Origin of the sequence: Halomonas sp. AOP7-E1-9 (genome assembly GCF_052376035.1) — a bacterium.
Classification (GTDB): domain Bacteria; phylum Pseudomonadota; class Gammaproteobacteria; order Pseudomonadales; family Halomonadaceae; genus Vreelandella; species Vreelandella citrativorans.
Map to the genome: position 1 here is coordinate 1 of NZ_JBQSVC010000047.1, position 17,663 is coordinate 17,663.

The window sequence follows — 17,663 nt, forward strand, 5'->3', positions numbered from 1 at the left end:
GCACCACATCGCCATAATAAACCACGTCCGGCTTTAAAATACCGCCGCAACGCGGGCAATCAAGCACGCGAAACGTACTGAAATCGGTTTCCAGGTCAGCGTCGCCATCCGGCGCGTGGGTGGCATTAAGTACCGCAAAGGCAGGGTTCATGCGGGCCATTTCGCTATGCATGGCGTGGCGCATCATCTGGTAATGGCAAGTCATGCACTTCACCAGATCCGCCCGGCCGTGCAGGTCGATGACACGCTTTGAACCTGCCCGCTGATGAAGGCGGTCAACGTTCTGCGTTACCAAAAGCTCTACAAACCCCATCGCCTCCAGCGCTGCCAACGCCTGGTGAGCGCCACTTATTTGGGCTTCGCGGAGTGCTTTGAATCCGACCAGCGCACGCGCCCAATAGCGCTGACGCACGCTGAGCGATGCCATAAAGTCACCATGCTGAACAGGAGGTGGCCGTTTCCACTGTCCGTTAGCATCGCGGTAGTCGGGAATACCGCTATCGGTACTGACACCTGCGCCGGTAATTACCCACAATCTGGGGTGCTGTTCGATAAAGCGAGCAAGTTCAACCCCCGCTTGGGCCACACTTTTTTCCATTTCCACGGCCTGCGTCAATTGATGCCCTAGGCAAGTTTCCCCTATCTCGACGATACTGTAGGACATTATGGGCACATGCAACGTACCTGGTCTTAACGTACCTGGTCTCAGCGTACTGAGCAGCGATGCCTGACCATGCATTGAAGGAGCGCCTCATGCAGAGCGATCACGATATTATTATTGTTGGCGGCGGTATGGTGGGAGCCGCGCTGGCGGCCCGGTTGGGTAACGCGGGCTACGCTATCGGACTGATCGAGCGAGGTGCCACGCCTACCCCCATGAGCGGCGATTATGACCTGCGTATTTCATCGTTAAACGCCCGCTCGCTGGCGTTTGTTAAGCTTAGCGGTACAGAACTGCCCCAGGAACGCTGCTGCCCCTTCCGCCATATCGATGTCTCCAACCTGGACGGCACTGGGCATAGCGTGTTCTCTGCCAGTGATAGCGGCATGGACGATTTTGGCCTGTTTATTGAAAACCGAACGCTTCAGTACGCCCTTTGGCAGCGCCTTAAAGAGCTGCCCAGCGTTACCTGTTATACCCACTGCGCGCCTATCAATACGCTGATTGCTGGCGACAAACGGGTGGTCGAACTGGATAACGGCAAGATGCTGAGCGCGCGCCTGGTGGTCGGTGCCGACGGCGCGCGTTCAACGCTACGCCAGCTAGCGGGCATCGAGGTTACTAGCCATAACTACCATCAGCGGGCGCTGATTGTGAACGTGGAAACAGCGCTTCCTCAGCAGGATGTGAGTTGGCAATACTTTACGCCGACCGGGCCCATCGCCATGCTGCCGCTACCCGGCCATCGGGCATCGTTAGTATGGTACGACCATGATGAGACGACCAAAGCCCGCGAAGCGCTGGATGACGACGCGCTTAAAGCGGCGATTGAAAACGCGTACCCCAAGCGGCTGGGCAAACTGACCCGCATTGTCGCTCGCGCCAGCTTCCCGATTAAACGCCAGCACGCCCGCCGCTATATCGGCAAGCGCTTGGCGTTAATTGGCGATGCTGCCCATGTGGTTCATCCGCTGGCAGGCCAAGGGTTAAATATTGGCCTGCACGATGCCGATACATTGGCCGAGATGGTTATTAAAGGCCGCGACCCGGGCGACCACATTAACCTGCACCGTTTCGAGTGCCAGCGCCGCGTGGCAAACCAGGCCATGATCGCCGCGACCGACAGCTTCCACCACCTGTTCACCGGTGCCAAACCGCTGCGCCAGTTGGGTGATCTAAGCCTGCATTTGGCCGAACGCTTCCCACTCGCCAAGCGCATGATGATGCAACAGGCCAATGGGTTGAATCCGTTTAAGAAGGGATAGATTTATTTCATAACCGGTCGGTAAACGCAGTGGCGCATGCTGCCAAGAGTGGAGCTTGCGCCAGCTACTTACGGGTTATTAGCACTTCGTAAGGCGGTGAGCCCCACTCCCGCTGACTGAAAACCACCGTCAACCGCAATTGTCTGCCCCGTGACATACCCGCCCTCCGGGGAGCATAAAAAGGCAATCACCTCGGCTATTTCTTTCTCTTGGCCAAACCGGTTAAGAGGTATGGTCTCAAGGTAGCTTGCTTTCATTTCCGGCGCGGCTTCCACCAGTTTTGCCAATAGCTCCGTCTCTACGGGCCCAGGCGCCACACAGTTGGCTCTTATACCGTGCTCGCCCAACTCCATTGCCTGCTGCTTGGTTAAATGAATAACCGCCGCCTTGGACGTACCATAAGCCGTTCTTAACGTACTGGCGCGCAAACCCGCGATAGAAGCTACGTTAACAATCGCTCCGGATACCTTTTTCATCAGCGGCGTCAGGGCCTGCGTGACAAGAAAGGTGCCGTCCAGGTTCACCGACATGATTTTTTTCCAACTATCAAAGCCAGTCTCCTCTATCGGATGAAGAGCGGCTATTCCTGCGTTATTGACTAGCGCGTCGACACGCCCATATTGGCGCTCGATGACCGCAGCCATGGCGCTAACATCATCAGGGTTAGAAACATCACATTCGACTGGCAATACGCCGCTGTACGTCTCGGCCAATTCGCTGGCAACCGTGTAGCTCATGTCCACCACGGCTACGTCATAACCCTTTGCAAGAAAAATCTCTACGGCAGCAAGCCCGATTCCCCGCGCACCACCGGTTACAACGGCAACTTTTTTAGTGACCATCAAGCACCTCTTCTCTCGTTATTATTGACTGACCAAAAGCATGGATATCTGCGGGAAAAAAGCCACTAATGCGAGCCCTACCAAACACGCGCCAACACAAATAAAGGTGCCTCGCGCTATTTTTTCAATGGAAAGACCTGTCACATTCGCAGCGACATAAAGATTAATACCCACAGGTGGTGTTATCAGGCCAATGGAGAGGTTAATCATCACCAAAACACCAAACCAGACAGGGTCCCAGCCAAGCTGGTGCACAATAGGAAGAAACACCGGTAACGAAATAAACATCACCGTTACCGCATCCATAAACATGCCAATAATCAGCAGGATCAGCATGATAACCAATAAAACAACCCACTCATTGTTGCTCATGCCTAACAACATGGAAGAGTAAGTGCCTACCAGGTCATCAACCGTCACCACCCAACCAAACAGGCTTGCGTAAGCAACCACCAGCATAACGACGGCAGACGATGCCGCCGCATCACTAACGGATTCATACAATTTTTTGATGCTTAATGTTTTATAGATGACCGCACCCACCAGCAACGCATAGATAGTGGCCACTAATGCGGCTTCCGTAGGGGTAAACACACCGGCGTATATCCCTCCCAAAATAACGACCGGCGTGAGCAAGCCCCAAAAAGAGTCTTTAAAGGAAGCCCATAATCGACCTGCATAGCCCAGTTGCGGGTAAGGGTTATCGCCCATCGACATAACGGAAGGTTCAGATGACAGGCCCGATGATCCCGCAGCTCCCGCGTTTTTCACGCGCCCCCACGGCAGGGTCACTATCATTAAACCGCCCATCATCAGGCCAGGTAAAATGGCAGCCATAAACAGCTTCGATATTGAGGTTTCAGCAATAACGCCGTAAATCACCAACCCGATAGAAGGCGGGATAACGATCGACAAGGCCGCGCCCGTACACACCAAACCTGCAGCATAGGCCTTGCGGTAGCCGTCTTCTTCCATGCCTTTTATGATCATGGGCCCAATGGCGGCAACCGATGCCGGGCCAGAACCGCTAACAGCACCCCAAAACAAACAAACGACCGTACCGACGATGCCCATTCCACCGGGAAGACCACCCACCAGTACTCTGAAAAATCGGATCATCCGGTCAGCGATTCCAAGCCTTCCCATCAACGTTCCAGCAAGAATAAAGAAGGGAATCGCTAATAATGAAAATTTGGTAATACCTGTCGCAATCAAATCACCGGCGAGATCTAATCCAAACCCCATGTGCCACATGGCATAAATAGCGGACAGACCGAGTGAGAATGCGACGGGCACCCTCAACAAAAGCAGCAGGAAAAAGACGCTAATCATCTGTGAACCTGTCGAAAGCGTGCCGAAGATATCAAACATCTGCGCCTCCGATCGTGGGTTCCACGTTGCCGTTCATTTCTTGCCATGCACGCTGCAAAAATCGAATAGCAATGAGAATAAAGCCAAAAGGTATCGCAACGTGGTAGTACCAGGCGGGTAACCCTAGGCCGTAAGAGCGGGTTCCACTATTAAACTGATTGCTTAACACTTCCCAGGAGAAATAGGCTGACATGCATAGTAACGTTACAGACAGCAGCACAGACAACATAAAGACGACTGTTTTAGCGTGCCTTGGCAATACGTTATAGAGAACAGTTACCGCCAAGTGTTCACCCCGCCTTGCCGCAATCGCCGCGCCAAAAATAGTTAATATCAAAAACCCATTGGTAAGAAGTTCTTCTGTCGCGGCAAGCGAGTAGTTAGTACCGTATCGAACAACGACATTAGCGAAGCCAAGTAGCGCCATACTCAAGAAGAGGCCAGTGCATACTATTTTTTCAAATTCGTTAATTATAAATTTCATAAGGCATTGACCCTATACTGACACCAATAACTCTGACTAAGGTTAGTCAGAGTTATTGTCAGTAAATGCTATTCGTTATTGCTGCTTGGAACTTTCTATCGTTTCGACAAAGCTGGAAACGATGTCAGGACCGACTCTTTCAGCCCAGATATCAAAGGCAGGTGCCGTTGCTTGCCTAAATACCTCGATCTCTTCCGGGGTCAATTCGGTAATATCCATGCCTTGTTCACGAAGGAAGTCGACGCCCTCAGCCGTATTTTCGCGTGTAATGGCGAGCTGATGCGCCATGGCCTGGTCAGCCGCTTGCTGAACCATCTCCTGCGTTTCAGCATCGAAGCTTTCCCAACGCTGCTTGGAAATGCCTAAAAAGATAGGGTCATACGAGTAGTGCCAGAGCGTTATATAGTCTTGCACTTCATAAATACGCTGGGGAATGATAACGGCACCAATTCCATTTTCCTGACCGTCAACAACGCCTTGCTGCAATGCCGAGATCGTCTCGACCCACTGCATTTGCTGCGGGTTGGCGCCCAATGCATCCATAACATCAACATACATAGGACCTGCCACGCGCATATTTAACCCGCGCATATCGTCAGGGCTACGAATCGGCCGTTTACTATTGGTCAGTTCACGAAAACCGCTTTCACCCCAGGCCAGCACCTTAACGCCCTTTTCATCCATGATCTCTTCAAGCAACTTAACCGGCTCGCCGTTCATGGTGGCGTCTACCTGATCATAACCGTCGTAGAGATAAGGCAGTGAAAAAACAGCCATTTCAGGTATTAACGGCGTGACATTAATGGCGGAGGTCATCACTAAATCAATAGCGCCCCTACCCACCATTTCAAACTGGCGCATCTGGTCGCCACCCGCTAACTGCGAGTTAGGAAACGTACGAACCGACAGTTCGCCTTCTGAGGCTTCATTTAACAAGTCGTTAAAGAGTTCAGCGGCTTCATGCCACGTGGTGGTGTCACCGGTGTTATGAGAAAGCCTTAATGTTTCAGCGGATGCCGCACTGGCAAAAAGCAAGCTTGCAGCAGAGGTGGCCCAGACAGTTTTTAAAAAAGCATGGCGTTTCATTATGTTCTATTCCTCGTGGCGTATCCGTGCTAACGCACTTGATTGTTATAATCCACAATATGGACCATTCGTTATATATACGACAATAAAAATTTGCCAAAAGCACTCCAGAAAGTCAAAGTATCAGCAAAATAAGCTCAATACACGCGCCATTAAAACAACAATCGGTCCATAATATGGAACACAAAGCCTTAATAACGGAGAGCACAACCGCTGGTGCACAAAGCGTCGACCGTGCACTGGGGTTATTAAGCCTGATTGCTCGACAAGCCGAAGGCAGCTCACTGGCCGATTTAACCAGGCACAGTGGTTTAAACAAGCCCACGGTAAGACGATTGCTGCTGGCACTTATTAATGCAGGAATGGTAGAGCAATCGCCCGCTAATCATCATTATCAATTAGGCCCAGAAGCCTATTTGCTGGGCCACAGAGCTTCCGAGCAACATAACCTGACGCGACTGGCTACGTGCAATGTCGCTCGTTTAGCGCAGCGAACGGAAGATGCCGCCTGTCTTTCTATCCGCCGAGGCCACTTCTCGCTGTGTCTGTATCGTGAAGACGGCGTTTATCCCATTCGGACCCATGCCCTTGTGCAAGGCGCCTATCATCCTCTGGGAGTAGGCGCAGGCTCACTCGCCATGTTGGCAGCGCTGCCTGACGCTGAAATTACCCACGTATTAGATGCACAACGCCCGCTCCTTGAACAGCAGTACCCCCAACTGGCTCCAGAGCATATGGTAAACCTGGTGAACGAAACGCGGTTGCAGGGCTATGCCGTTAACCCTGGGCTGGTGTTTGCGGATTCATGGGGAATCGGCATTGCCCTACGTTGGCCTGATGGCGTACTGGCCGGCTCACTTTCGCTAGCAGCGATAGAGAGCCGTATGCAGGAACCACGTCGTTCCCAAACGCTTGTGCCGAGATTAAAAGAAGAGGCGTTAGCGATTGAGCATCTGTTAGCCGCTGAATTTACAAGACATCAAACATCTCCCACTCCCCTCGCCAGGAGCAAATAATGACAAAAGCACAGATCGTCGGTTGGGCCCACTCCCCTTTTGGAAAATTGCCCGAACCCGACACCCAAGCGCTGATGCAAAGCGTGGTTCAGGATGCGCTCGTTCATGCAGGCGTCGATCATGAGGCTATCGACGGCATTTTTGTCGGTGTCTATAACAACGGTTTCTCGGCTCAGGACTTCCAAGCAGCCCTGGTGGCGATGGGCGACGAGCGCTTTGCGCACACGCCCGCCACGCGTTACGAAAATGCCTGCGCAACAGGCAGCGCAGCGCTGCATGGCGCGCTCGACTTTATAGAGTCTGGGCGTGGGCGCATCGCCCTGGTCATCGGCGCTGAAAAAATGACGGCAACGCCCACTGCTGAAGTGGGCAACATTCTGCTAAGCGCCAGCTATCACCGTGAAGAAGCCCATATTGCGGGGGGCTTTGCGGGGGTGTTCGGCGAAATTGCGGAACGTTACTTCCAAACCTACGGGGACCGCTCCTACGAACTCGCCATGATCGCGGCCAAAAACCACGCCAACGGCGTGTTTAACCCCTATGCCCAAATGCGCAAAGATATCGGCGTCGATTTCTGCGCCACCGTTTCAGACCACAACCCGACGGTCGCAGGCCCTTTGCGTCGCACAGACTGCTCGCTCATATCGGATGGCGCCGCAGCCATGATTATTGCCGATGCTGAGACGGCCGCTCAATTAAAGCGTGCGATTGCCTTTCGGGCACGAACGCAAGCCAATGACTTAATGGCGCTTTCAAGACGAGACATATTGGAGTTTCGTGGGGCATCGATGGCCTGGCAGAAAGCGCTCGCAAGCGCTGACGTCAACATTATGGATTTATCCCTCGTCGAAACACACGACTGCTTCACTATCGCCGAGCTGCTTGAGTACGAAGCGATGGGGCTCGCCAAGAAGGGGGAGGGCTATCGTGTTATTCAGGAAGGTATCACGCAAAAAGATGGCGCCTTGCCCGTCAACCCATCCGGCGGGCTAAAGTCCAAAGGTCATCCTATCGGCGCTACCGGGGTTTCCATGCATGTAATGGCCGCCATGCAGTTAATGGGTGAGGCGGAACAAATGCAAATACCCAATGCAAACCTGGCTGGCGTCTTCAATATGGGCGGCGCGGCGGTCACTAATTACGTGTCTATTCTGGAGCGTGTGAAATGAGCCTGAATGAACACAATAGCCTCGTGCCTGTTTCTACCCGAGTGATGAATCTGTCTCACCTTCTCACCGAAAGCGCGCGCCGCTTCTCGAATGAGATTGGTTTTGTGTGGGGCGAAAAGACCTGGACATGGAAAGAGATGGAGGAGCGTTCACAAGCGTTTGCGTACGCGCTCCGCCATGAAATGGGCCTGCAAAAGGGTGACCGCTTACTGGTTCAGTCCTCCAACTGCCACCAAATGTTTGAAGCGATGTTTGCCTGTTGGAGAATAGGCGCCGTATGGGTGCCGACCAACTATCGTCAGTCGCCCGACGAAGTGGCTTACCTGGCTGAATCCTCTGGGGCAAAAGGCCTGCTTTGTGGCGCCAGCTTTACCCATCACGCCGCCGCTTGTGCCCCTCTTATTGATGTGACGATCTCGATTGGAGAGAGTGATTTCGCCGTCGATTACGAAACGCTGGTTGAACGCTTTTCAGGCCAGCACATGCCAGCCGCCGCGGTTAATCGCGATGACCCTGCGTGGTTTTTCTTCACCTCTGGCACCACCGGACGCCCCAAGGCAGCCGTACTGACCCATGGCCAAATGGCCTTCGTTGTCACTAACCATTTATGTGACTTGATGCCAGGAACCAACGCCTCTGACGCGTCTATCGTCGTCGCGCCTCTGTCGCACGGCGCGGGCGTTCATCAGCTTGCCCAAGTCGCTCACGGCGTTAAAACCATACTCCCGGCGGACGAGAAATTTGACCCCGAGGTGATTTGGCAGCTTGTGGAAAAGTGGAACGTGACCAACCTATTCACCGTGCCCACTATTGTCAAAATGCTCATTGAGCACTCCAGTGTAAAGCGGCATGACCACTCCTCCTTACGCTACGTTGTCTACGCTGGTGCGCCCATGTACCGGTCCGACCAGGTGAAAGCGCTGGAAACATTAGGGTCTGTGCTGGTTCAGTATTTCGGGCTTGGCGAGGTAACCGGCAATATAACGGTGCTACCCCCTGCGCTTCACCACGTTGACGATAACCACATGAAAATCGGGAGCTGCGGCTTTTCGCGTACCGGCATGCAGGTGCAAATTCAGGATAGCAACGGTGCTGAAGTGGCCGCCGGTGAAACGGGAGAAATCGCCGTCATCGGGCCGGCTGTTTTTGCGGGCTACTACAATAACGCCGAAGCCAATCAAAAGAGCTTTCGAGATGGCTGGTTTTTAACGGGTGACCTGGGCCATCGGGATGAAGAAGGATTCATTTACCTGACCGGGCGCGTTTCGGATATGTATATATCGGGCGGCTCCAACATTTATCCTCGCGAGATCGAAGAGAAGCTGCTTAGCCATCCTGCCATTTCCGAAACAGCCGTATTGGGCGTACCTGACCCTGTCTGGGGTGAAGTCGGCATGGCCGTGTGTGTGCTTTACCCCGGCCAGCCACTGGATACTGCCTCCTTGAATGCATGGCTGAGTGAGCGCATTGCTCGCTACAAGATGCCTAAAAGCTACGTATTCTGGGAAGAAATGCCCAAAACGGCTTACGGAAAAATCACTAAAAAGCTCATTCGTGAAACATTAACTGAGCGTGGTGAATTACAGGAGGCAACATGAGTTCTCCTCCCAGCAATGCGGTAGCGCTTGGCTATATCGAACACCCAGGCACGCCTGCACAAACGCGCTACCAGGCGCAGCTCTGCCATACACAAGAGCGATCACTCACGCTTGAAGGCGGCCAAACGCTACATGACGCCATCGTCCAGGCGCTTCAAAAGCAGGCCATCTCGTCAGCGTACTTAACGATCAATAATGCAGCGATGCAAACGCTTCACTATGTCATCCCGGGCGATGACCCAAGTGGGCAACATGCTGCCTGGTATAGTGAAACGCATCGCTTATCACCACCGGCAAACATACACACCGCAGGCATTCATGTAGGCCTGCGTGATGGTGAACCTTTCCTGCATTGCCACGGGATATGGCAGCAAGGCGATGGGCATACCGCGGTTGGCCATCTGCTAGCGCCCGCGTCGATATTAGCCAATGACATTGAGGTGTCGTGTATCGCGATAGAAGGCGCCTATTTGGCCGTCACGGCTGATGAAGAAACCCGGTTTCCTCTTTTTGCGCCTTACCAGGGTGCCAGCAGTGCTGCTAAGCCCAATGCGCTTTTACTGACGCTACGCCCGAATCAAGACCTCAATGCCGCCATCGCAGCAACCGCTAAACGTTACGGGATTGATACGGCACAGATCATGGGCCTTGGAAGCCTGGTGCAAACCTGTTTTACAGACGGCCACCAGCTTAAAAGCCACGCGAATGAAATACTGATACTTGATGGAACATTGAGAGATGGGCAGCCCTCACTTCAAGCGGTCTCTGTCGGTATCGGCGGCGAACAACATCAAGGAGCGCTTGCCCCTGGGCGAAATGCTATCTGCGTTACCTGTGAGCTATTGCTGCGCTTTTAATTCGCTCTTATCAGTTAACGTAGAAGGCGTCAGCGCCACGTGGCCCGCCTGGCAACGATGACGAATACCGACAGTTTCCCTTAACGCTATGCTATCGCGTGACCAATTATCGCTGGATAATTTAAGGTTACCTAGTCATACGATTCGCATTCGCCAATAGTATAATTAGGCAGCAAGCTAATGGACGGGATCCATTTACCACTCTTTAGGATTAATCAATGTCTTCAGAATCGGCCGATTTGGCAGCGTTGGAGCGTTTTTTCGAGAAATTGGCACTGCTGCCTAAACCAGAACCTTTAACACCCAATTTGTTTTCCGTTGCAGGGCCAGGTCAGCATGAGAACCGGCTATCCAACTTAATGGCCTTCTTTATGGGCGGCTATCCCGGCGCACCGCACTGGTTAGCCAAGGCCATTTTGCATGCGCTAGCTCGTAAGTTTGATCATGACGATCTACAGCAAGTCGACTGGGAAGCAATCACTACCGAACGGGAAGCAGGAAGCTGGAATGTTGAAAGCGAGTCAACCAAACGCTTGGACTTAGTGGTTTCGGGAAACGACTTCGTATTAGGCATCGAGCATAAAGTATGGGCTGCAGCGACGAATAATCCGTTTTATGCCTATGACAAATTGCTGGAAAGCTATGCGGTTACCACCTACAAGTGCGTTTTATGCCCGGATGACACCAAAGAAGATGTTCGGATACCCGCCCGTAACGCAGGCTGGCCGACGCTATCCTACTCGGAAATAGTGGCCTCGGCGTATGCACTTTACGGGCAAGACGTGGCCCCGTCCAATCAGACAAAGTGGCAAGTTTTCTACCAGGAATTATTACAGCATCTCGCCTCTATCGCCCACCCAACTGAAGAAAAGACGATGACAAAAAACGAACTGGATTTTTCGTTAAAGCATTTCAATAGCTTATATGAAGCATCTCAACGTTTGAAACAATTCGAGCAAGAACTGGTGGCGGAAGGTAAAAGTCATATTGCTGCTGCATTGCAAATAGCGACGACAGACATTAATACCAAAAATAACCCCGAGGACTGGGGTGACAATATAAAAGCCTGGCGCTTTTCCCCCAGTACTTGGGGTAATTCAGGAGCTGCCCAAATATGTCTCATTTATTATCCTTCTTCAGTGTCAGAAGGCGATGAAAGTATCGGTTTTGAAGTTCGAGTATATCTGGAAAGCCAAACAAGCAATGACCCTTGGCTAAAAAATATCGAGCAAGCTTTCCTGGACGTAACGCCTGTCACTAAGCAGCCGAGCTGTAGTTGGTACAGAGACGGCAATGACACGCATACCTGGTACGAAGTTAAAGGGCGCTGGTTAGCATTGAGTGCATGGCCCCACGAGTACACTAAAGCAGGCGCCATGAAAGCGCTGGGCGATTTAGCTAAATGGGTGAACGAGCACGCCTTCCTGCCAGAAGCCCAAGCCACAACCCACGCCTAATAGTGAGCAGTTAACCATCGCTGTATTGCCTCAAGTGACGCCTCGCTCGGTAATGCATTGCAATAGCCACGTATTTCTTGCACTCCCCACTGGCTGCCTTGTGGGGAGAGCGCGATGGTTAACGCTTCTGGTGCTTCCATGTGGTAGACAAATACCTGGCGAGCGCTGACTTGTGCCGCATAACTGCCAATGCAGTGATGCATTTGCTTGCCTTCAGCCAGTAAGGCATCCCAACTTTCCAACGCAACAATATCGGCATTGCCCGGAATGGGCGCTTCAGGATAATCACCGTACTGCAGTGCCAGTGCAGCGGCGTGGTTAACCTGGCTTAAAGCATTGAAGCGCTCTACGAGATTATCATGCAGTTGCTGTAACACGTGGATATCGTTTACGCGATAAAGCCGGGTACCGTTGGGTGCAAGGCGCTGGATGTCTTCGGCCATGCGTTGTAACCAAGCGATTTCGTGCAGCGGCATATTCGGCTCAACCATCTCCAACAGCTTTGGCCAAGGAGCAGGAAAGCGGTTAAGAAACCACAAATGGTTAAGGTTGGGGCGTGCGAGATGCCGTAATAGCGCCACATCATCAGGCTGTTGCAAACATTTGCGTGCATAGCACAGCTGCCAACTCGTCATTGGCGCCAATGGAATACGACGTAGCAGCCTGGCGAGCGAAGCAGATCCCGGTAGGCCAATCATTTCCAATAATCGAGCGCGTTTTTCTGAAAGCCAAGCGGCTAATTCAGCTTGTTCAATCGTTAACTTCTGTGCCCAATCAAGCGTGAGGATCAACAGTAACGGAGAATCTTGCGCTAATTGTCTGGCAGCTGGTAAGCAGGCACAAGCCTGGTAAAGGGCATAACGCACAAAAGGCGCGTTATCACCCAACGAGACAAGTTCAGAAGGTAGCCCCTGTCCAAGTACGTTGCCTTGGGCACTCAGAACATCAAAAGGGAGGCCGGGCGCCTGGAGAAAGCGGCTTTCCGCCACAACGACTCCGTCGCTGATACTTCTCCAACAGAAAGGCCTAGAGCCTTGCCAACCTTGAATCTCAAGCGCCAGTGGATATCCAAGGTGTGGAGAAAGGTCCAATAAATGCCAACCAGTCTCCTCAACGCTGTGTTTGAGGTGCTTCGAGAAACACGTCCTGATGTGATACCAGGCATGGTCAAATGCCTGCTTTATCAAGGTGGTGCCAAACAGCGTACGATTCATCGTGGCTCCTGCCATCAATATTACTAACCACGCGCTCTATCTCAAGCACTGCCTTTTTCAAGTACTGAATTTTCTAAATGATACTGAATATTAATGCAGCGGTCTGTGAGCTGAATACGCTCAGAAGGTGTTAGTGACTAATATAAGCACCGTGTTTTAGCGAATATATGAGCAAAAAAAAGGGTAGTCTATTTCTGGTAAAGCTCGCTATTGGGAGTGCTGTACCTTTAATCTCCGCCAAAGGGCTTGATCAAGACGAATCTCAGATTACCCTTCAACTACCCCCACCGCCGGTGACTCTCGCCATGATGAAAACAGCGTTAACCCTATCGTTAGTTTTATGCGCCATGACATTGATTAGCGGGTGTAACGACGACAACACCGCCGCTTCCAACGCACCTGCACCAGAGACTGAAGCCGGGCAAAGCCAGCCAGACCATGAGATGACCGATCAGTGGGTTGGCCGATGGATCGGTGTGGAAGGGTTATTTCTGGAGGTCAGCCAAGATGATTCCGCTGGCCCCGGCCATTATCTGCTTGAAATGCAGTACGGCCTGGACGCCGACCAACACGGCGCATTCGAAGGGCAAGCCACAGACGACGGCATTAGCTTCAGCCGCAATGACGGCCAGCAGCTACTTCGCGCCGGAGACGGCGAAGCCACCGGCTTGAAATGGCTAGCGGAGAAGGAAGACTGCCTGGTAGTTCAGGCAGGCGAAGGCTACTGCCGCGACTGATTTTCCCGGCAATCACAAGAAGCGGCTACCTGCTTTCGGGTAGCCGCCCATTCGCAAGAATCGTTAAAACCGGGAAAACTTATTCGCTCGCCACTTCAGAAAAGTGGCCCGACTTATCCAGACTAAATTCGAGAAAATCTCGCGCAAGGTAAAGCGCGCCCGAATAGGCGCTTTGGGCCTCTTGGCGGATATCCTCGATAGAGGGCGATGCCAAGGGGTTGAACTGATAACGCGGGCTAAAGTGCGTCAGCACCAGGTTGGGCAGCGCTACCGATTCGGCAAAATCAGCTACAAGCCTGGCGTAGCTATGCCCCACCTCAAGCGCCTTCTGGGCCATTTCCTGCGTATACGTGGCTTCATGCACCAGCACTTGCGCCCCAGCGCACGCTTCCCACAACAGCTCAGGCTGGGCATTGTCTCCTGCGATGACCACTTTCCTGGCCTCATGCTTGAGGAGTAAGCACTCATGGCTTGTTAATGTCTCCCCCGCGAACTCAATATCGAACCCTCTTTTCAACTGCCCCCACAACGGCCCTCTGGGAACCCCCTTCTGGATGAGCTTTTCGATGTCCAGGGCAGCGTCGATGTTTTTCTCTGTCAACGCATAGGCATAAGACGCCACCCCATGGGAAAGTTTGAACGTGGCAACTGCCATGTTTTCAAACTCAATGCTCGGCAGGTCATCTGAGCAGATAAATTCCAGCGCGAAGGGCAAACCTAGCTGCGTGGCCTCGCAAGTAGCCTCCAACCACGCTTTGATGCCTGCGGGTGCGACAATGGTAAGCGGCGCTTTCCGACCGTTCATTCCCGCGCTCGCCAGTATGCCCGGTAACCCATAGCAGTGGTCGCCGTGCACATGGGTAATCAAAATGGCGTTTAATGAATGAAACGACAGCTTCGTACGCAAAACCTGATGCTGGGTGCCCTCTCCACAATCAATCAGGTACCAGCCTTTGCCCTTGCTCTCGCGCAAAGCAATGCCAGTCACATTTCGGCTTTTGGTGGGCACACCGGCGGAGGTGCCTAGAAACAGTAAGTTCATATTCTTCCGGGGCATCTATTGATTGGTATCGGCATGGCCGCTAAACAGTGAGAAAAATACACCAGCCAACGTGTGAATCGGTTGAATAGCCGCCATTATTCGTATGCATCGCTCATATTGCCACGACTCCCCAAATTTAAAGAGATCATTACTCCCTCATTAATAAACAATAAAGTCAGGTACTGAAACATGCCCTGCGATATCAATATCTTGAATACCCAAAACGCCACTTAACTTCCCCGAGTGTCACGCTTTACCGATACCTTCGGTAGCCCGCTGTAACAAGTGGTCGGCAAGGCCTCTGCCGAAATTAGCCAGCGTTCCCCCATCCTGGGTGGTAAGCATTTGGCACTCCTTTATTTAGCTGACAGCGGTCAACATAAGCGCTAATAAGTCACACGACCGCAATACACATGCACCTTTCATGTGTTACCAATGGTCAGGCAACCCACTCTCTTTTAGGGACGATTTGCCATGACAGCCATCAACGAGAAAGTCTTCATCAGCCCCGGCCGCTACGTGCAGGGGGAAGGTGTTACCGCCCGCGCCGGACACTATGTGTCAGCGCTCGGGAAAACGGCGCTGCTGATTGCCGACGATGTGGTTTGGGACATCGCGGGTAAGGAGCTTAGCGCGAGCCTGGAAGGCGAAGGCGTCAGTTTCGAGCGTGCAGTGTTCGAAGGTGAGGCTTCTACCCGCGAAATCGACCGCCTCGTTGAGCTCGGCCGCAAGCAGCAGGCAGATGTCGTTATCGGCTTTGGTGGCGGTAAAGCCATCGACACTGCCAAAGGTGTGGCTGAAAAGCTCGAAGCAGCCTGTGCCATACTGCCAACCACTGCTTCTACCGATGCGCCTACCAGCGCCTTGTCAGTCATCTACAGTGACGATGGCGAGTTTGAGTCCTACCGCTTCTACAGCAAGAATCCCGACCTGGTGCTGGTCGATACCGGCATCATCTGCAAAGCGCCGCCGCGTTTTCTGGCCTCGGGCATTGCCGATGCACTAGCCACTTGGGTTGAGGCACGCGCCGCTATTCGCGCTAACGCCAACAATATGGCGGGCGGCAAAGCCACACTGCTGGGCGCCACGATTGGTGAGAAGTGCGAAGACATCCTCTTCGAGCACGCCATGCTGGCCTATCAGGCCAACGAAGCGCAGATCGTCACGCCATCGTTTGAAGCCGTGGTCGAAGCCAACACACTGCTCAGCGGCCTGGGCTTTGAAAGCGGCGGCCTCGCGGCAGCGCATGCCATCCATAACGGCTTTACCGCCCTGCATGGTGAGATTCACGACTTAACCCACGGCGAAAAAGTGGCTTATGGGACGGTGGCGCAGTTAATACTCGACCAGACGCCCCAGGCGGAGCTGGAAGAGTATCTGGACCTCTACCTAGCGCTAGGGCTACCGGTTACGCTGAAAGCGCTTAAGCTTGATCAGGCAAGCGAAGAAGACCTTTACCGCGTGGCCGAAGCGGCACTGAAGGAAGGCGAATCAAGCCATAATCTGGCCTATGAGCTGACGCCTAAGCAGATAGTCCATGCTATCAAAGCGGTGGATGCTCATGCGCGTGCGTTTATGGTCAAGGTTGGTCTGGGCGAATAGCTCCAAGTGGCGGAGCGCTGCGGCGCTCTGTCTTGATTGCATCTGATGTGGGACATCCAGTGAGCGGCCGCCAAGCCGGGAACGAACAGGAATGGCTGGTTAGGTGCTATCCGAAGAAACAGCTATTCTCGTCAGCATTCACGATAGCAAACAATTCATCAATGGAGCGTGACTCAGGTTCTGGTATGTATGGATGCCAATTCAAATCGCTGCGCATCCAATAGACTTTCCAGCGTTTAGATTTCTTAACTCACTCCCTTCCTTCGCTATCTAGTCAGAAGGCAGACGCATGTCTTCTGATAAAAAGAGAGCATCTTCCATGCGTCAATCGTTGTCAGAGCCCTTCATAAACCCTCGTCAGAAACGGCATAAACGAATAAACGCCCCAAGCAGAGGCGTTTTGGAGCGAAGCGACAGCTAAATAAGCCCTGCTGACTTGATTTGTTAAGCACTTAGAATTCTTTTCACAGCATTAGCAATTTCTGGCAACGCCGATCTATCATTCCAAGTTAGGTACTTATATGACTTCATCATTGCGTGCATCTTATCAGGCGATACACCTGCATTTATCATTAATACCTTCTTATTTGATTTCATCATTTCCATAAAGAATGTAGAGAATTCTGACAGTGGCCAACCGCTTTCGCTATCAAAAAAATTGTCAGTCAAAATAAATAGCCCAACATCTGAATCCTCTATTCCTTCATTTACTTTCAAATAAATATTATCTCCATAGTCAATCTCATAGCTATCGAGCCAAGTTGCTATATCATTTGCTTGAAAGTAGGAGTTTAGTGAATTAACAATAAGTTCTTTGTCTTTTGACGAGTGACTGATAAAAACTCTAGATTCATTTTTTTTCATACATGCATACTGTGGATTTTTTTCTTCAAAACTTTCTTTCTCTGGCCACAAAAAGGGTGTTGCACCACCTTCTTTAGTTAAAACAAGATCAACCATTTCTTCATCTATAAAAGTCACAATGTTGTACAAAAATGCATCCCGGAGAAAAACATTGTGGCGCTTAATTTTTTCTGGATAATTATCTCTAAGCCATGACTCAAATTTAACTGGATCATCTTGAAGGTTTACTGCTATATGAAACGACAAACAGTAGGGGTTATTATTTACTATAACGCCCACCATAGTAGCATAATCTTTGTCGAAATTCCTGAGAATTCCTTTAATAAATATCCGTTCTTTTACTCGATTACCATAATCACATTCAAATACGTACATGTAATTGTGCACCACGATTCCTC

16 protein-coding genes and 1 pseudogene are annotated in these 17,663 nt (G+C 51.9%); 8 read left to right on the plus strand and 9 right to left on the minus strand.

Translation table 11 applies throughout. The annotated features are described in order from the left end of the window. Window positions 1-598: Sir2 family NAD-dependent protein deacetylase (locus ACT3R4_RS17040; protein ID WP_496201246.1), on the minus strand; the 598-nt coding region annotated here is incomplete at its 3' end. Between the two features lie 155 nt (window positions 599-753). Between ACT3R4_RS17040 and ACT3R4_RS17045 the strand changes: the two genes are divergently transcribed. Further along, window positions 754-1,926 (plus strand): UbiH/UbiF/VisC/COQ6 family ubiquinone biosynthesis hydroxylase, encoded by a 1,173-nt coding sequence (locus ACT3R4_RS17045; RefSeq protein ID WP_193055312.1) that lies wholly within the window; start codon window positions 754-756, stop codon window positions 1,924-1,926. 68 nt (window positions 1,927-1,994) lie between these two features. Here the strand turns inward: ACT3R4_RS17045 and ACT3R4_RS17050 are convergent, their stop codons facing one another. From ACT3R4_RS17050 to ACT3R4_RS17065, 4 genes are all read right to left on the minus strand, one after another. Further along, window positions 1,995-2,768 carry an SDR family NAD(P)-dependent oxidoreductase gene (locus ACT3R4_RS17050; protein ID WP_193055311.1) on the minus strand — a complete coding sequence of 258 codons (774 nt, stop codon included), beginning with the start codon at window positions 2,766-2,768 and terminating at the stop codon, window positions 1,995-1,997. Between the two features lie 21 nt (window positions 2,769-2,789). After that, window positions 2,790-4,139, minus strand: coding sequence for a TRAP transporter large permease (locus tag ACT3R4_RS17055; protein WP_193055310.1), 1,350 nt, complete (start codon window positions 4,137-4,139; stop codon window positions 2,790-2,792). Next, window positions 4,132-4,623: a TRAP transporter small permease gene (locus tag ACT3R4_RS17060; RefSeq protein ID WP_192526547.1), complete on the minus strand. Its 492-nt coding sequence runs from the start codon at window positions 4,621-4,623 to the stop codon at window positions 4,132-4,134. The genes ACT3R4_RS17055 and ACT3R4_RS17060 overlap by 8 nt, the downstream gene beginning before the upstream one ends. A gap of 75 nt (window positions 4,624-4,698) precedes the next feature. Then, window positions 4,699-5,709: a DctP family TRAP transporter solute-binding subunit gene (locus tag ACT3R4_RS17065; protein ID WP_192526546.1), complete on the minus strand. Its 1,011-nt coding sequence runs from the start codon at window positions 5,707-5,709 to the stop codon at window positions 4,699-4,701. A 176-nt stretch (window positions 5,710-5,885) separates the two neighbouring features. On the opposite strand from ACT3R4_RS17065, the gene ACT3R4_RS17070 reads away from it, so the two are divergent. The 5 genes from ACT3R4_RS17070 to ACT3R4_RS17090 all read left to right on the plus strand — a co-directional run bounded on the left by ACT3R4_RS17070 (window position 5,886) and on the right by ACT3R4_RS17090 (window position 11,806). After that, window positions 5,886-6,725, plus strand: a complete 840-nt coding sequence (locus ACT3R4_RS17070; protein WP_192526545.1) for an IclR family transcriptional regulator — start codon at window positions 5,886-5,888, stop codon at window positions 6,723-6,725. After that, window positions 6,725-7,894, plus strand: coding sequence for an acetyl-CoA acetyltransferase (locus tag ACT3R4_RS17075; RefSeq protein WP_192526544.1), 1,170 nt, complete (start codon window positions 6,725-6,727; stop codon window positions 7,892-7,894). Before ACT3R4_RS17070 ends, ACT3R4_RS17075 begins: the two co-directional genes overlap by 1 nt. Further along, entirely contained in the window at window positions 7,891-9,492 is a 1,602-nt protein-coding gene (locus tag ACT3R4_RS17080) for an acyl-CoA synthetase (protein WP_441679972.1), read from the plus strand. The genes ACT3R4_RS17075 and ACT3R4_RS17080 overlap by 4 nt, the downstream gene beginning before the upstream one ends. After that, window positions 9,489-10,349: a PPC domain-containing DNA-binding protein gene (locus ACT3R4_RS17085; RefSeq protein ID WP_193055308.1), complete on the plus strand. Its 861-nt coding sequence runs from the start codon at window positions 9,489-9,491 to the stop codon at window positions 10,347-10,349. The genes ACT3R4_RS17080 and ACT3R4_RS17085 overlap by 4 nt, the downstream gene beginning before the upstream one ends. 218 nt (window positions 10,350-10,567) lie before the next feature. After that, window positions 10,568-11,806, plus strand: a complete 1,239-nt coding sequence (locus ACT3R4_RS17090; protein ID WP_441679974.1) for a PDDEXK-like family protein — start codon at window positions 10,568-10,570, stop codon at window positions 11,804-11,806. On the opposite strand, the gene ACT3R4_RS17095 is transcribed toward ACT3R4_RS17090, so the two are convergent. Then, the gene (locus tag ACT3R4_RS17095; protein ID WP_441679976.1) at window positions 11,803-13,020 is read right to left on the minus strand and encodes a PcfJ domain-containing protein; all 1,218 of its coding nucleotides are present in this window, start codon (window positions 13,018-13,020) and stop codon (window positions 11,803-11,805) included. The genes ACT3R4_RS17090 and ACT3R4_RS17095 overlap by 4 nt on opposite strands. A gap of 167 nt (window positions 13,021-13,187) precedes the next feature. On the opposite strand from ACT3R4_RS17095, the gene ACT3R4_RS17100 reads away from it, so the two are divergent. After that, window positions 13,188-13,757 carry a hypothetical protein gene (locus tag ACT3R4_RS17100; RefSeq protein ID WP_441679977.1) on the plus strand — a complete coding sequence of 190 codons (570 nt, stop codon included), beginning with the start codon at window positions 13,188-13,190 and terminating at the stop codon, window positions 13,755-13,757. A gap of 79 nt (window positions 13,758-13,836) precedes the next feature. Here ACT3R4_RS17100 and ACT3R4_RS17105 read toward each other — a convergent pair whose 3' ends face one another. Continuing rightward, entirely contained in the window at window positions 13,837-14,799 is a 963-nt protein-coding gene (locus ACT3R4_RS17105) for a ribonuclease Z (protein WP_441679979.1), read from the minus strand. 474 nt (window positions 14,800-15,273) lie between these two features. Between ACT3R4_RS17105 and ACT3R4_RS17110 the strand changes: the two genes are divergently transcribed. After that, window positions 15,274-16,401 (plus strand): glycerol dehydrogenase, encoded by a 1,128-nt coding sequence (locus tag ACT3R4_RS17110; RefSeq protein ID WP_441679981.1) that lies wholly within the window; start codon window positions 15,274-15,276, stop codon window positions 16,399-16,401. 106 nt (window positions 16,402-16,507) lie between these two features. On the opposite strand, the pseudogene ACT3R4_RS17115 reads toward ACT3R4_RS17110, so the two are convergent. Continuing rightward, window positions 16,508-16,636: pseudogene (locus ACT3R4_RS17115) on the minus strand (DUF3024 domain-containing protein); the annotation flags it as partial. Window positions 16,637-16,845: 209 nt separating this feature from the next. Beyond that, the coding region (locus ACT3R4_RS17120) for a toll/interleukin-1 receptor domain-containing protein (protein WP_496201245.1) at window positions 16,846-17,663 on the minus strand (818 nt) is incomplete at its 5' end.

Excerpts from the sequence above, each read along its gene's own strand:
- ACT3R4_RS17045 (WP_193055312.1), top strand. The coding sequence starts at position 754 with ATGCAGAGCGATCACGATATTATTATTGTTGGCGGCGGTATGGTGGGA.
- ACT3R4_RS17050 (WP_193055311.1), bottom strand. The coding sequence starts at position 2,768 with ATGGTCACTAAAAAAGTTGCCGTTGTAACCGGTGGTGCGCGGGGAATC.
- ACT3R4_RS17055 (WP_193055310.1), bottom strand. The coding sequence starts at position 4,139 with ATGTTTGATATCTTCGGCACGCTTTCGACAGGTTCACAGATGATTAGC.
- ACT3R4_RS17060 (WP_192526547.1), bottom strand. The coding sequence starts at position 4,623 with ATGAAATTTATAATTAACGAATTTGAAAAAATAGTATGCACTGGCCTC.
- ACT3R4_RS17065 (WP_192526546.1), bottom strand. The coding sequence starts at position 5,709 with ATGAAACGCCATGCTTTTTTAAAAACTGTCTGGGCCACCTCTGCTGCA.
- ACT3R4_RS17070 (WP_192526545.1), top strand. The coding sequence starts at position 5,886 with ATGGAACACAAAGCCTTAATAACGGAGAGCACAACCGCTGGTGCACAA.
- ACT3R4_RS17075 (WP_192526544.1), top strand. The coding sequence starts at position 6,725 with ATGACAAAAGCACAGATCGTCGGTTGGGCCCACTCCCCTTTTGGAAAA.
- ACT3R4_RS17080 (WP_441679972.1), top strand. The coding sequence starts at position 7,891 with ATGAGCCTGAATGAACACAATAGCCTCGTGCCTGTTTCTACCCGAGTG.
- ACT3R4_RS17085 (WP_193055308.1), top strand. The coding sequence starts at position 9,489 with ATGAGTTCTCCTCCCAGCAATGCGGTAGCGCTTGGCTATATCGAACAC.
- ACT3R4_RS17090 (WP_441679974.1), top strand. The coding sequence starts at position 10,568 with ATGTCTTCAGAATCGGCCGATTTGGCAGCGTTGGAGCGTTTTTTCGAG.
- ACT3R4_RS17095 (WP_441679976.1), bottom strand. The coding sequence starts at position 13,020 with ATGAATCGTACGCTGTTTGGCACCACCTTGATAAAGCAGGCATTTGAC.
- ACT3R4_RS17100 (WP_441679977.1), top strand. The coding sequence starts at position 13,188 with ATGAGCAAAAAAAAGGGTAGTCTATTTCTGGTAAAGCTCGCTATTGGG.
- ACT3R4_RS17105 (WP_441679979.1), bottom strand. The coding sequence starts at position 14,799 with ATGAACTTACTGTTTCTAGGCACCTCCGCCGGTGTGCCCACCAAAAGC.
- ACT3R4_RS17110 (WP_441679981.1), top strand. The coding sequence starts at position 15,274 with ATGACAGCCATCAACGAGAAAGTCTTCATCAGCCCCGGCCGCTACGTG.